This is a genomic window from Neoroseomonas marina (assembly GCF_012927745.1).
GTDB classification, from domain to species: Bacteria; Pseudomonadota; Alphaproteobacteria; order Acetobacterales; family Acetobacteraceae; genus Neoroseomonas; species Neoroseomonas marina.
On record NZ_JABBKX010000001.1, the window covers coordinates 302,562 to 316,145 of the forward strand.

General features: G+C 71.9%; 15 protein-coding genes and 1 tRNA gene. 10 read left to right on the forward strand and 6 right to left on the reverse strand.

Translation table 11 applies throughout. The annotated features are described in order from the left end of the window. The first annotated feature begins 14 nt into the window (after positions 1-14). Genes GWK16_RS01500 through GWK16_RS01515 form a run of 4 tightly spaced genes read left to right on the forward strand, consistent with a single transcriptional unit; the run spans position 15 to position 3,025 of the window. On the forward strand, positions 15-404 hold the full coding sequence (locus tag GWK16_RS01500) for a hypothetical protein (protein WP_170052203.1): 390 nt from the start codon (positions 15-17) through the stop codon (positions 402-404). 13 nt (positions 405-417) lie between these two features. Further along, positions 418-1,203 (forward strand): response regulator transcription factor, encoded by a 786-nt coding sequence (locus GWK16_RS01505; protein ID WP_408903899.1) that lies wholly within the window; start codon positions 418-420, stop codon positions 1,201-1,203. Then, positions 1,200-2,537, forward strand: a complete 1,338-nt coding sequence (locus tag GWK16_RS01510; protein WP_338144368.1) for an ATP-binding protein — start codon at positions 1,200-1,202, stop codon at positions 2,535-2,537. The genes GWK16_RS01505 and GWK16_RS01510 overlap by 4 nt, the downstream gene beginning before the upstream one ends. A 20-nt stretch (positions 2,538-2,557) precedes the next feature. Further along, positions 2,558-3,025 carry a DUF411 domain-containing protein gene (locus GWK16_RS01515; protein WP_170052204.1) on the forward strand — a complete coding sequence of 156 codons (468 nt, stop codon included), beginning with the start codon at positions 2,558-2,560 and terminating at the stop codon, positions 3,023-3,025. Positions 3,026-3,072: 47 nt separating this feature from the next. Here GWK16_RS01515 and GWK16_RS01520 read toward each other — a convergent pair whose 3' ends face one another. Next, positions 3,073-4,137 (reverse strand): DMT family transporter, encoded by a 1,065-nt coding sequence (locus GWK16_RS01520; RefSeq protein WP_170052205.1) that lies wholly within the window; start codon positions 4,135-4,137, stop codon positions 3,073-3,075. 176 nt (positions 4,138-4,313) lie between these two features. Between GWK16_RS01520 and GWK16_RS01525 the strand changes: the two genes are divergently transcribed. From GWK16_RS01525 to GWK16_RS01535, 3 genes are read left to right on the forward strand one after another with little or no spacing between them, the layout of a single operon-like run. Further along, the gene (locus tag GWK16_RS01525) at positions 4,314-4,982 is read left to right on the forward strand and encodes a Spy/CpxP family protein refolding chaperone (RefSeq protein ID WP_170052206.1); all 669 of its coding nucleotides are present in this window, start codon (positions 4,314-4,316) and stop codon (positions 4,980-4,982) included. Positions 4,983-4,991: 9 nt separating this feature from the next. Further along, a complete protein-coding gene (locus GWK16_RS01530; RefSeq protein ID WP_170052207.1) occupies positions 4,992-5,186 on the forward strand; it encodes a DUF2933 domain-containing protein in 195 nt (64 codons plus the stop codon). A 33-nt stretch (positions 5,187-5,219) separates the two neighbouring features. After that, positions 5,220-7,580 carry a heavy metal translocating P-type ATPase gene (locus GWK16_RS01535; protein ID WP_170052208.1) on the forward strand — a complete coding sequence of 787 codons (2,361 nt, stop codon included), beginning with the start codon at positions 5,220-5,222 and terminating at the stop codon, positions 7,578-7,580. Between the two features lie 85 nt (positions 7,581-7,665). Here GWK16_RS01535 and GWK16_RS01540 read toward each other — a convergent pair whose 3' ends face one another. The 4 genes from GWK16_RS01540 to GWK16_RS01555 all read right to left on the reverse strand — a co-directional run bounded on the left by GWK16_RS01540 (position 7,666) and on the right by GWK16_RS01555 (position 9,881). Beyond that, positions 7,666-8,475 (reverse strand): aspartate dehydrogenase, encoded by an 810-nt coding sequence (locus tag GWK16_RS01540; protein WP_170052209.1) that lies wholly within the window; start codon positions 8,473-8,475, stop codon positions 7,666-7,668. 50 nt (positions 8,476-8,525) lie between these two features. Next, complete coding sequence (locus GWK16_RS01545) at positions 8,526-8,843, reverse strand: hypothetical protein (protein ID WP_170052210.1); 318 nt, start codon at positions 8,841-8,843, stop codon at positions 8,526-8,528. Between the two features lie 103 nt (positions 8,844-8,946). Continuing rightward, positions 8,947-9,732 (reverse strand): SDR family NAD(P)-dependent oxidoreductase, encoded by a 786-nt coding sequence (locus tag GWK16_RS01550; RefSeq protein WP_170052211.1) that lies wholly within the window; start codon positions 9,730-9,732, stop codon positions 8,947-8,949. A 73-nt stretch (positions 9,733-9,805) separates the two neighbouring features. Then, positions 9,806-9,881 (reverse strand) — tRNA-His (locus GWK16_RS01555). 138 nt (positions 9,882-10,019) lie between these two features. Here GWK16_RS01555 and GWK16_RS01560 point away from each other — a divergent pair. From GWK16_RS01560 to GWK16_RS01570, 3 genes are all read left to right on the forward strand, one after another. Next, positions 10,020-11,249 (forward strand): MFS transporter, encoded by a 1,230-nt coding sequence (locus GWK16_RS01560; protein WP_170052212.1) that lies wholly within the window; start codon positions 10,020-10,022, stop codon positions 11,247-11,249. A 72-nt stretch (positions 11,250-11,321) separates the two neighbouring features. Continuing rightward, positions 11,322-11,774, forward strand: coding sequence for a hypothetical protein (locus GWK16_RS01565; RefSeq protein ID WP_170052213.1), 453 nt, complete (start codon positions 11,322-11,324; stop codon positions 11,772-11,774). Further along, entirely contained in the window at positions 11,771-12,415 is a 645-nt protein-coding gene (locus GWK16_RS01570) for an aspartate/glutamate racemase family protein (RefSeq protein ID WP_170052214.1), read from the forward strand. Before GWK16_RS01565 ends, GWK16_RS01570 begins: the two co-directional genes overlap by 4 nt. Here GWK16_RS01570 and GWK16_RS01575 read toward each other — a convergent pair. Beyond that, positions 12,412-13,584, reverse strand: a complete 1,173-nt coding sequence (locus GWK16_RS01575) for a M48 family metallopeptidase (RefSeq protein ID WP_170052215.1) — start codon at positions 13,582-13,584, stop codon at positions 12,412-12,414. The genes GWK16_RS01570 and GWK16_RS01575 overlap by 4 nt on opposite strands.

Here is a 13,584-nt window from a genome sequence, read left to right on the forward strand (position 1 = left end):
TGACGGAGACAACCATGCCGACCCGCCGCCTGATCCTCGCCGCCCTGCCGCTCATTCCGGGCCGCGCGCTCGCCCATCTGCCCTCAGGTTCGCGCGGCCCCAATGGCGGGCAGGTGCAGGACATCGGCTCCTATCACGCGGAGCTCGTCCTGCGCGGCAACGACATCCTGGTCTTCGTCTTCGACCACAACGACCGGCCGGTGCCCGTCGCCGGCGCGACGGCCCAGGCCGTCCTTCTGGCGAACGGCCGGCAAGCCACGGTCCCCCTGACCCCGAAGGAAGGCAATCTCCTGCAAGGCACGGGCGATCTCGCCGAGGCGCGCGGCATCAGGGCCGTGGTGACATTGACCCTGCCGGGCCAGCGGACGACGCAGGCGCGCTTCACGCCGCTCGACCCGGCATAGGCATCGCGCGACCATGGCAGCCGCCATGAAGGACCAGGACGGCGACACGAGCGGGAAGCCCGGCTCCCTGCTCGATCCGGAAGCCCACATCCTCGTCGTCGAGGATGACGGGGAGATGCGCACCCTGATCGCGAAGTTCCTGCGCCAGAACGGCTTCCGCGTCACGGGCGCGCGGGACGGGCGGGAGATGTGGGACACCCTCGCCGGCAGCCCGGTCGATCTCGTCCTGCTCGACGTGATGCTGCCGGGCCAGTCGGGCCTCGACCTCTGCAGGGCCCTGCGCGGGAAATCCGGCGTGCCGATCATCATGGTCACCGCGCGCGGGGAGGAGACGGACCGCGTCCTCGGCCTGGAACTCGGGGCGGACGACTACATCCCGAAGCCCTTCGGGCGGGCGGAGCTGCTCGCCCGCGTGCGCGCCCTGCTGCGCCGGTCGCGCGGCGAGGCCGGGCAGCCCGTGGCCGGCACGGCAGGCGAGCGCCTGGTCTTCGCCGGCTGGACGCTGGACACGCGCCGGCGGGAACTGGCGGCGCCGGACGGCACCGTGATCGATCTGTCCGGCGGCGAGTACGACATGCTGCTGGCCTTCTGCGAGCATCCGCAACGTGTCCTCAGTCGCGAGCAACTGCTCGATCTGGCGCGCAACCGGATGGCGTTCAACGGCACGGAGCGCGCGGTCGACGTGATGGTCAGCCGGCTGCGCCGCAAGCTCGAGCCGACCGAGGACGGTCCGCCGATCATCAAGACGATCCGCGGCGCCGGCTACATGCTGGTGCCGGCCGTGAAGCGCGCCACGTGACGCGGCTGTCGCGCCTCATCCCCGACACGCTCGGCGGGCGCATCATGGTCGTGCTCTTTGTCGGCCTGATCGTGTTCCACCTCGGGAGCCTGTGGCTCCACCAGATCGGCACCGAGGCGACGCTCGGCAGCACGCGCGAGGAGCAGCTGGCGGAACGCCTCGCCGCGGCCAAGCGCAGCATCGCGGCCCTGCCCGCGGAGGAGCGCGACCGGATGGCCCATGCGCTCTCTTCCGCGAGCCTCGACCTGCATTGGACCCCGGCGCCGACGGTCGGCCTGGCAAACGAAACCAGCCCGCGTATCGAGGCCGTGCGTGCCCGCCTGGGCGAACTGGTGCCCGAACTCGACACGGTGGGGCTGCGGCTTGGCTATGCCGCCGGGGACAGCGGAAGCGCGCCGCACGCGCTGCTCGGCGCCTTGCCCTTGCCCGATGACAGCTGGTTGAACTTCTCGGCCGCGCTGTTCAGGCCTGCGGTCCCGGAGCACGCGACCCTCGCTTCCACGACCGCCATGGCGGCCGGCATCCTGCTGCTGGGCCTGATCGTCGTGCGTCTGATCGGGCGACCTTTGAGGGCGTTGTCCAGCGCGGCGGACCGGATCGGCGAACCGGGACAGACCGCGAGGGTGGCGGAGGACGGCCCGCAAGAGGTCCGTCACGCCGCCCAGGCCTTCAATCGCATGCAGGCCCGCATCGAACGCCTCATCGCCGATCGCACCCAGGCGCTGGCCGCCGTCAGCCACGACCTTCGCACGCCGATCGCGCGACTGCGCCTCCGCGCCGGCTTCGTCGAGGACGCCGAGGTCGCACGCGCCATCGATGCCGACCTCGATGAGATGGAGGCGATGATCACGGCGACGCTCGCCTATCTCCGCGGCGAGGCCGAGACGGAGGAGCGGCGCCAGGCGGACCTCGTGACGATGCTCGGGACGTTGTGCGATGCGGCAGCCGATGCGGGGGCGGCCGTGACGCTGCAGGCCCCTCCGCAGGCGCGCCTGCTCTGCCGTCCGGTCACGCTGAAGCGCGCCTTCGCCAACCTCATCGACAATGCGGTGAAGTACGGGGGCGGAGCACGGGTCACCGTGGAGGAAGACGGCCCCGGCCTGGTCGTCCGCGTCGACGACGACGGGCCCGGGATCCCGGCGGATCAGATGGAGGCTGTCTTCGAGCCGTTCCGGCGGCTCGAGGCCTCCCGCAACCGTGGCACCGGCGGATCGGGGCTGGGTCTGACGATCGCGCGGCGCGCGGTGGAGCAGCAGGGCGGGACGCTGACCCTGGAGACCCGAACGACGGGCGGTTTGGCGGCGGTGGTGCGGCTCCCGCGGTCGCCATCGTGATGCAAGGAGGGAGTACAGGGATGCGTTCTCGCAGGATGCTGCTGCTGGCGGGTGCAGGGGGCCTGTTCCTGACGCCCGCGGCGAAGGCCGGCGAAGGGCGCCGGATCGAGGTCTGGCGCGATGCGACCTGCGGCTGCTGTGGCGGCTGGGTCAACCATATGCGGCAGGAAGGCTTTGCGGTGCAGGACAATGTGGTCGGCTCGGTCGCGCCCGCCCGTCGCATGCTCGGCACGCCACCCGACCTGCTTTCCTGCCACGCGGCCCGGGTGGCGGGCTTCGTGCTCGAAGGGCATGTGCCCGCCGTCGCGCTGCGCCGCCTGCTGGCGACGCGGCCGCCGGGGGTCCGTGGCATCGCCGTGCCGGCCATGCCGGTCGGCACGCCCGGGATGGAGATACCGGGCCAGCCGCCGGACGCCTATGAGGTGATCGCCTTCGGCGAAGGGGCGCATCGAACCTTCATGCGCTTCCGAGGCTCCGAGCCCGCCTGACGGCCCGGTGCCACACGGCCGCCCACCGCAAGGCGGGCGATCCGGCGTCAGCCGCGTGCCTGCCCCGCATCGTGCCCGTGCCGGTGGTGCAGATCCGGGTAGTGGGCGTGCCGATGGGTCATGGGCTCATGCCGATGCCAGTGCGTGTGCGGCTCGCCGGGTGGATCGTCCGGGCCGTGGACGTGCCGATGGTGCTCGTCGTGGCGATGCCGGTGCTCGTGCTCCATGGCGTCGTGCGTATGGAGGTGGTCGTGGCGCTCCGACAGGTGCAGCCAGAGGCCGATGCCCATCAGCACGCCGGCCAACAGCAGGCGCCCGGAGAGCGGTTCGCCCAGCATGACGACGGCCAGCGCCGCGCCGACAAAGGGTGCGAGCGAGAAGTACGCCCCGGTGCGCGCCGTGCCCAGGTGGCGCAGCGCCAACACGAAGAGCGCGATGCTCACCCCATAGCCGAGAAAGCCGACGATACCGGCCGAGGCGAGGACCCCCGGGGGCGGCAGGGCAGCGCCGCCGATGAGGGCCAGGATGAGGTTCACCACGCCGGCGACCAACCCCTTGACCATGGCGATCTGCACCGGGTCGGCCGAGGACAGCTTGCGCGTCAGGTTGTTGTCGATCCCCCAGCAGAGGCACGCCGCGGCGATCAGCGCAGCGCCGGCGTCAAGCGTGGCACCCCCCTGCCAGGACAGAACAACCGCCCCCGCAAGGATCGCGAACGCACCGATCAGCAGTCGCCGATCGACGTTCTCGCGGAATGCCAGCCAGGCGATGCCCATGGTTGCCAGCCCTTCAAGGTTGAGAAGCAGCGATGCGCTGGCAGCATCGGTCTGACTGAGGCCGAGCATCAGGAGAACCGGACCGCCGATGCCGCCCGACAGGATCACGAGGGCCATCCACGGTACGTCGGCGCGCCGGAGCGGGGCTTCCGCCGCCGGGATGCGGAGCAGAGTGCGCGATCCATGGACGACCGCGAGGCCGATGCCGGAGGCGAGGTACAGCAGCGCGGCCATCATCCACGGATCCACGGTGCCGAGCAGGAGCTTCGCGAAGGGTGTGCTGGCGCCGAAGAGGACAGCGGAGGCCAGCGCGAGCAGGATGCCGGTGCGGGTCATGCGGCATACTACGGCGCCGCCGCCGGCGCCGCCTCCACCCCGACACACTTTGTCATCAGCCGCTGACGCTGCCGCAGGACGGCCGAGCGCATGATCTCCCGCGGACGCGGCGGCCAGCCGCCTGACGCCCGTCGCCACGGCCCGGGCACGGCAGGTTCGAGGAACCGGAGGACAGAATGAGCACCCAGCATCGCTCCACCATCGGCGGCGCCGCACTGGCCCTGGCCCTGTCGATGGCCGGCGGGGCCTTCGCCCAGGCGCCGGGCCAGGACAGCGACGACCACGCGGCGCATCATCCCGGCGGCGAGCAGACCGCGCAGGCCTCGCCGCCATCCGCGCCGGCCGCGCCTGCTGCGCCCGCCGTGGGACGCCCGGGCGGCATGATGATGCAGGGCGGCCCGGCCCAGACGATGCCCATGATGCTCGGCCGTGCGGGCGGCCAGGCGGGGCCCATGGGCGCCGGCATGCCAGGCATGGAGGGCATGCACCGCGGCGGAATGGCGCCCTTCCATCGCATCGAGGGATCCCTCGCCTTCCTGCGGGCGGAGCTGCGGATCACGGACGCCCAGATGCCGCAATGGAATGCCTTCGCCGAGGCCGTGCGCGCGCAGGCGCAGCGGCTGCGCGAGACCTTCGCGCGGGCGATGCAGGGTGCCGACCAGCCCGCCACGGCACCGCAGCTGCTGGAGCGGCGCATCGCCCTGCGTTCGGCCGAGCTCGACGCGATGCGCGCGGTCTCCATGGCCCTCGCACCACTCTATGCGGCGCTGAACGACGAGCAGAAGCGCACCGCCGACGAGCTGATGGGCGAGCATCTCCGCGGCATGCGCATGGGCATGCCCTGAGGCGACGCGATGAATGGGCGCACGCAGGTATCGTGGTGGCGAACGGCCACCGGCGCCACGGCGATCGGCATCGCGCTGCTTGGCATCTTCCATGTGCTGCGGGAAGATTTCGGGCACGTACTCGGCGCGCTGCCCTACCTGGTACTGCTCGCCTGCCCGCTGATGCATCTGCTGATGCATCGCGGGCATCGCCACGGCGGATGAGTGCCGCAGACCCCGGATTGGAGAGCAGCCGCCATGAGCGATGAGCCGGCCAACGCCCATCACGGCCACCACCACCAGCCGGCAGTTCCGGCACCCTCGATGGTGAAGGACCCGGTGTGCGGCATGGAGGTGGATGCCCGCGCCACGCCGCACCACGCGGAACATGCGGGCCACGCCTATCATTTCTGCTCGGCCGGATGCCGCGCGAAGTTCGTCGCCGGACCGGACCGTTACGTGCACGGCGCAGCGACGCCGCTGAAGGCCGACGCCGTGGCACCCGGCACGATCTACACCTGCCCGATGCACCCGCAGATCCGGCAGGCCGGGCCGGGCAACTGCCCGATCTGCGGCATGGCGCTGGAGCCCGAAGTGGCGACGGGCGACGAGGCGCCGAACCCGGAGTTGCGCGACTTCACGCGACGGTTCTGGATCGGCCTCGCGCTGACCCTGCCCGTGGTGGTGCTCGAGATGGGTGGGCATCTGCTCGGCCTCGATCACCTGCTGGAGCGCGGCGCATCGAACTGGCTGCAACTGCTGCTCGCCACACCCGTCGTGCTCTGGGCGGGATGGCCGTTCTTCGCCCGGGGCTGGCGCTCGGTCGTCACCCGCAGCCTCAACATGTTCACGCTCATCGCGCTCGGCACGGGCGTGGCCTGGGTGTTCAGCGTCGTCGCGACGGCGGCGCCGCAGGTCTTCCCGCCGACCTTCCGCGGCGCGGATGGCTCCGTCGCCGTCTATTTCGAGGCCGCCGCGGTGATCGTCGTCCTGGTCCTGCTGGGACAGGTGCTCGAGTTGCGCGCGCGGGAGCGGACCGGCGGCGCCATCCGCGCGCTGCTCGACCTGGCACCGCCGGTGGCACGCCGCATCCGGGACGACGGCGCGGAGGAGGAGGTGCCGCTCGCCGCCGTCGCGGTGGGCGATCGGTTGCGCGTGCGCCCCGGCGACAAGGTGCCGCTCGACGGCGAAGTCCTGGATGGTGGCAGCAACGTCGATGAGAGCATGGTCACCGGCGAGCCCGTGCCGGTCGCCAAGGCAGCCGGTGCCCGCGTCACCGGCGGAACGCTGAACGGCCAGGGCGCCTTCGTCATGCGCGCCGACCGCATCGGCCAGGACACCGTCCTCGCGCAGATCGTGCGGATGGTGGCGCAGGCGCAGCGGTCGCGCGCGCCGATCCAGCGGCTCGCCGACGAGGTTTCGGCCTGGTTCGTGCCGAGCGTGGTGGCGATCGCGGTCCTCGCCGCGGTCGGCTGGCTGGCCTGGGGACCGGAGCCGCGCGCAGCCTATGCGATCGTTGCCGCGGTCACGGTGCTGATCATCGCCTGCCCCTGCGCGCTCGGCCTCGCCACGCCGATGTCCATCATGGTCGGGGTGGGGCGCGGTGCGCAGGCGGGCGTGCTGATCAAGAACGCCGAGGCGCTCGAGCGGCTCGAACGCATCGATACGCTGGTCGTGGACAAGACGGGGACCCTGACGCGCGGACGGCCGGAGGTCGTCGCCATCGTCCCGGTGGCGGGCATGGACGAGGCGGACCTCCTGCGCCTTGCCGCGGGGCTCGAACGGCCGAGCCAGCATCCGCTCGCCGAGGCGGTGGTGAAGGCGGCCGAGGCGCGCGGCCTGCGGCTGCCCGGGGTCGAGGCGTTCGACGCCCCCACAGGCCGCGGCGTGACGGGCATGATCGACGGCCGGGCCGTCGCTGTCGGCAATGCGCGGCTGATGTCGGAAGCCGGGATCGACGCCGCGGCCCTGGCGGGCGAGGCCGAGCGGCTGCGCGGAGAAGGCGCGACGGTGTTCTTCGTCGCCGTGGCTGGCAAGGCCGCCGGCCTCATTGCCGTCGCCGACCCGGTGAAGGAGAGCACGCCCGTCGCTCTTGCGGGTCTCGCGGCGGAGGGGGTTCGGGTCGTCATGCTGACCGGCGACAACCGCACGACGGCGCGGGCGGTGGCCCACCGCCTCGGTATCGGCGAAGTCGAAGCGGAAGTGCTGCCCGAGGACAAGCAGCGCATCGTGGAACGCCTGAAATCGGAGGGGCGCCGCGTCGCCATGGCGGGGGACGGGGTGAACGACGCGCCGGCGCTCGCGGCCGCCGAAGTTGGCATAGCCATGGGGACCGGCACCGATGTCGCGATGGAGAGCGCCGGTGTGACGCTCCTCGGCGGCGACCTGACCGGCATCCTGCGCGCGCGGCGGCTGTCGCGTGCGGTCATGCGGAACATCAGGGAGAACCTGTTTTTCGCCTTCGCCTACAATGCCGCGGGCGTGCCCCTTGCCGCGGGGCTGCTGTACCCGTTCTTCGGCATCCTGCTGTCCCCGCCGATCGCCGCGGCGGCCATGGCCCTGTCTTCGGTCAGCGTCGTGGGGAATGCGTTGCGGTTGAGGCGAGCCCGCCTTCTCTAGAGTGTTCCGACGTCGTCGCGCGCGGACCTTCCGCGACCGCAGGTTCGACAAACGGGGAGCGGGAGAAGCCCCTTCTCCCGCCGCCTTACGACCCGACCTTCAGCGTGCTCGTCAGGCCCCGCAGGCATGCCACGATCGACAGCGGCGTGATCTTCCCCGTCCGCGGGTTCTCCTCCGACGGCACGTTCTCGATCGTCATCGTCAGGCGCGCGGCGGCGGCCTCGACGCGGATGGTGTGCGTGTTACGCGTCACGCCCGGATCCGCCCAGATCTCGACCATCGTGCGTTCCGGCCCGATGCCGGCGAGCGCCAGCGCCGCCGCGACGTTCACATTCGCCGGGAAGCCCTGCGCCGCGTCGAAGGCATTGCCCTTGAAGACGCGCGTCGCGGTCGTGATCGCGCCGACGTCGATGTTGTGCTGCTTGAGGTAGGGCGCGCCCTCGAGCCCCCGTGGCGGCTTGCGCGTCTCGATGGTCACGCTCTCAACCGCGCCCTCGGCGGCCGCGCGCACGGCATCGAGGCCGAGCAGCGCGCCGGTCGGCACGATGATGCGCGCGCCGGTCTGCTTCGCGCGCTCGACCAGGTGCATCCGCGGCAGCAGCGCGCCGACCGAAGACGGGACGAAGATCTTCCCGGCCTCGATGGCGGCGGACGCGATCTCCTCGAAGGCGGCGGCCGGCGCGGCCTCGACCACGATGTCGCAGGCGGCGAGTTCGGCGTTCGGGACCACCATCGGCGGTGCCTTGAAGCCCGCGATGTTCGCCTGCGCCTTCTTGAGGTCCCGCGCGCTGACGGCCGCGAGACGCAGCCCCTGCACGCCGGCATCGAGCTGCCGCGCGAGATGCAGCCCGATCGCCCCGAGCCCCGCGATGCCGACCGTCAGTTCCTTGGCCATGTGTCCCTCCGCATGATCGCCGCGGCGGGTAGCACAGGCGGGAGGGGAAGTCAGCGCGCCGCGGCGTCGACGCGCCGTCGCGCGAACCAGGCGGAAATCCCGACGCCGATCCAGACCGCGCCCAGCGCCAGCTTCACCACGCTGCGCGCGCGGTCTTCATCCAGCACCAGGGCCAGCGCGATATTGGCCAGGCCCAGAACGATCCCGAGCCAGATGAAGAGCGTCTGCTGCCGACGATGATTGCGTCGGAATTCCTCGGGCGTGCCCCGGTGCCGCGGGCGGACCCAGCCGCGCACGACCCGCCCGGCCTCGATGGGCATCCAGACGATCAGGACCACCCCGCAGACGAAGGCCAGGAGTTCCAGCATGTCGCGCCCTTCCCGGTCAGGGCGCGACCCGGCGCCGCGCCTACGCTCAGGCCGGCCAGCCTAGACCCGATGGGCCGGCCCGGCACCGCGGCGTTGGGTGCCGTCAGACGACGGGGCTCGCGCCGCCGTCCACGTTGATCGCCGTCCCGGTCACGTAGCCGCCCATGTCCGAGGCCAGCAGCAGCGCCATGGCGGCGAATTCCTCCGCCTTGCCGATGCGCCCCAGGGGGACCGGCTTGCCCTGCTCGGCCTTCCATTCCTCCCAGGTGATGTTGCGCTTGTCCGCGGCGTGACGGCGCACCCACTGGTCGCTTTCGATGATGCCGACCAGCATCGCGTTCACCAGCACGTTGTGGGGCGCGAATTCGTTGGCGAGCGCCTTGGTCAGCGCCATGCCCGCGGCGCGGCTGACGGAGGTCGGCGTGCTGGTCGCCTTGGGCGCCTTGGCCCCGATGTTGAGCACATTGATGATGCGGCCCCATTTGCGGTCCCGCATCCCGGGCAGCGCCAGGCGGCAGAGCCGCACCGCGGCGAACAGCTTGAGGTCCAGGTCGTCCTGCCAGAGCGCGTCCGTCACCTCGAGGAAGGGCCCGCGCTGGGAGGTGCCGGCGTTGTTCACCAGGATGTCCACCTGGCCGAGCGCGCGCACCGCGCCGGCATGGGCCTGTTCGCAGCCCTGGGCGGTGCGGATGTCGGCGGCGATGGCGGCGACCTTGGCGGTCGGGGCCGCCTCGCGGATCTCGGCCTCGGCCTGGGCGAGGGATTCCGCCCCGCGCGCGACCAGGGCGACGTTGCCCCCGGCCTGGGCGAAGGCCTTGGCCATGGCGAGGCCGAGTCCCTTGGACCCGCCCGTGATCAGCGCGGCGCGGCCGTTCAGCGATATCTGCATGGATGATCCCCCTCTCGGTGCCGGCCATCCTGCCGGGAACCGCGCAGCGCGCAAGGAAGGGGAAAGGACAGGGTGGGGCGACCAACGGGACTCGAACCCGTGACATCCAGGACCACAACCTGGCGCTCTACCAACTGAGCTATGGCCGCCACCGGAGGCGCGGGAGATACGGCCGGCACCCCTCCGCCGTCAACCGCCCGCGCCGATGCATGGCTGCCCTGGCCGCCGGGCGCTTGTCCGTACCGGTGCCGGGACGACATGCTGCCCGGCAAAGTCGGGAGTCTCCCATGAGCCTGTCCACCGCCGCCTCCCGCGCGGCGCTGCCTGTCGGGATCCTGATGGCCTGCGCCGTCGCGGGCGCGATGCTGGCCATGGGGTTGCGCCAATCCTTCGGCCTGTTCCTGGCCCCGATGACCGAGGCGCATGCCTGGACCGCCTCGGGTTTCGCCTTCGCCATCGCGCTGCAGGTGCTGCTGAACGGCGTCACCCAGCCGATCATGGGGCAGCTCGCGGACCGCTTCGGCGGACGGATCGTCATCATCGGCGGCGCGCTGCTCTACGCGGCGGGGATCGTCGGCATGGCGCTGTCCGAGGGCCTGCCGCTCTTCACCTTCTTCGCCGGCATCGTGATGGGCGCGGCCGTTTCGGCCGCCGGCATGCCGACCATCATCGCGAGCCTGACGCGGCTTCTGCCCGAGGATCAGCGCGGTCGGGCCGTCGGCCTCGGCACGGCGGGCTCATCGGCGGGGCAGTTCCTGGTGGTGCCGCTGGCGGGGATGGGCATCGCGGGCTTCGGCTGGCAGGGCGCGCTGTTCGCCATGGCCGCGGCGGCGCTGCTGATGGTCCCGCTGGCGCTGCCGTTGTCGGACCGGCCGGCACCCGTTCCGGCGAAGGCTGCCGAAGGCGCGGACGAATCCGCCGGCGCGGTCCTGTCGCGCGCCTTCCGCGATTCCTCCTTCTGGTGCCTGTTCTTCGGCTTCTTCGTCTGCGGGCTGCACGTGTCCTTCCTGACGGTGCATCTGCCCGGCTTCGTGCATTCCTGCGGGCTCCCGCTTTATGTCGGGGCGGGCGCGATCTCGCTGATCGGGCTGTTCAACATCGCCGGTTCGCTGATCTCGGGCGAGCTGACGCAGAAGTGGCGGCGGCGGGAATTGCTGGTCGCGATCTACGCCCTGCGCGGCGTGCTGATGGTCGGCTTCATGATGGTCGAGAAGACCACCTTCACCGTCATGCTGTTCTCGGCCCTGATGGGGATCCTCTGGCTGTCCACCGTGCCGCCCACCGTCGCGCTCTGCGCGCGGAACTGGGGCACGCGCTGGCTCGCGACGATCTTCGGCCTGGTCTTCCTCGGCCACCAGGTCGGCGGCTTCACCGGCGCCTATCTGGGTGGGCTCGTCTACGACCTGACCGGGTCCTACGACCTCATGTGGTCGATCGGCATCGCGGCGGCTGCCTTCGCGGCCATGGTGCACCTGCCGGTGCGCGACGGGCCGCGGACGGCGCCGGCCACCGCCTGACCCCCGCTTGCCCCGGGCCACCACCCGGGGCCATACCGGGCCGGACACGCCTGCAGAGGGAATCCCCGAACCATGCGACGCCTTGCCCGTTGCCTCCTCCTCGCCGCGCCGCTGCTGGCCGTCGGCGCCTCGGCGCAGGAACGCCCGCCCGCCCCGCATGAATGGCTGTTCGGGTCCTGGACCGGGGGCATCTTCCCCCCCGCCGACACCGAGGGCGCCCGTTGCCTCGGCCAACCGACGGTGATCTTCACCCGCGACGTGGTGATGCGGACCGCGCTGCTCGATCCGTCGTACCGGCAGCGGCTGATCGAGACGGTCGCGACGCGGGAGGACACGGCCTCCTTCCGCTTCACGCCGGCGGCCCCCGGCGGCATGTCCTCCCGCCTGCCGGCCGATTTCGGCTTCGGCTGCCCGGGCGGGCTGGATGAACTGATCGTCCAGCGCGTCGGACCGGACGAGATCACCTTCCCCGGCTGCCGCGAGATGCCCTCGCCCCTGCGCCGCTGCGGGACGCCGAACCGGTGAGCGGCCAGAGGCGCATCGCGCTGATCCACGCGCTCCGCCACTCGCCGCCACCGATCGAAGCCGCCTTTGCCCGGCTCTGGCCGGGCCAGGTGCTGATGAACCTGCTGGACGACAGCCTCTCCGCCGACCTGGCGCGGGAGGGGAAGCTGACCCCGCGGATGACCGAGCGCTTCCTGACGCTCGCGCGCTACGCCGCCGGCACCGGGGCGGACGGCATCCTCTTCACCTGCTCGGCCTTCGGCCCGCCGATCGAGGCCTGCGCGCGCGACCTCGCGCCGCTGCCCGTGCTCAAGCCGAACGAGGCGATGATCGAGGAGGCGGTGAAGGTCGGCACGCGCATCGGCCTGCTGGTCACCTTCCCCGGCACGATCCCGTCCATGACGCCGGAATTCCCGCCCGGCATCACCGTGGTGCCGAAGGTCGCGGAGGGCGCGCTCGCCGCCCTCGATGCGGGCGATCTCGAAACGCATGACCGCCTCGCGGAGGAAGCCGCGCGGGATCTTGCGGATTGCGATGCCGTCGCGCTCGGCCAGTTCAGCCTGGCGCGCGCGAAGCAGCATGTGGAACGCGCCACCGGCAAGCCGGTGCTGACGACGCCGGACAGCGCGGTGCTCAAGCTGAAGCGGCTGCTCGGCGCCTAGGTCCGCGGCCCCCAGGGCGACCGCGCACCGCCGCCCGGCGGCGGCGGTCCCGGCTGCGCGGGACCCTGCCACCACGGCGTCGCGCCGCCCGACTGCGCGGCCGGCAGGTTGACCGTCGCGTCCGAAGCCTCCTGCTGCGCCCAGGCCGGGACATCCGCGGCCGCAGGCGCCTCGACGGCCAGCGGGCCGGGATCGCGCCCGCCCGCATAGCGCACCAGCGCCGCCACGCGGTCGCCGATCGGCGGATGCGTCGCCATCAGGGAGGACAGGGCGTTGTCGGCCGCGTCCTCGAGGAACAGGGCGCGGACCTGGGGCGAGACCTCGGGCATGTCGGCGTTGCCCTCCACCTTCCGCAGCGCGGAGATCATCGCATCGGGGTCGGAGGTCAGCTCCACGGCGCCCGCGTCGGCGAGATACTCACGGTTCCGCGACAACGCCATGCGCAGGACGGCCGCGAGGCCCCAGGCAAGGGCGATGATCAGCACGCCGACCAGCGCGGCGAAGCCGCCGTTTCGCGAATCCGTGCGCACGCGCCAGCCGCCGCCATCGTCGTCCGAGGTGCGTCGGTCGTGCCGCGCGACGCGCCGCGTGCGCGTCATCATGTCGAAGCCGAGGGAGATGATCCCGACGAAGACCGCGGCGACGAGGCCAAGCCGCGCATCGCCGTTGCGGATATGCGCGAGCTCATGCGCGAGCACCGCGCGCAACTCCCGGTCGTCGAGCCCCTGCATGAGGCCGCGCGTGACGGTCACCGACCCTGTCTCGCGCGACAACCCTGACGCGAAGGCGTTCATCGCCTGCGTCTCGATGATGGCGAGGCGCGGCATCTTCATCCCGCGCGATATGCAGAGGTTCTCGAGCAGGTTCCACAGCCGCGGCTCCTCCTGCCGCGTCACGGGATGCGCGCCGGTCGCCCAGTCGAGGATGCGGTCATGCGCCTGCCAGGCGATCGCGAACCAGATGATCGAGATGCCGCAGCCGACGACGTAGAGCCCCGGCAGGTTGGACAGCGCGTTGCGGAAGGCGCGGGCGAGGTCGTGCTGCTCGGACCCGAAGAACAGCCCGACGCCGAGCATGGTGAGGGCGAGCAGCATCGGGAACCCGGCCAGCAGCAGCATCGACCGCCAGGCCGTGTTCCACGCATGCGTCCGCAGGCCGAAGGCCTGCAT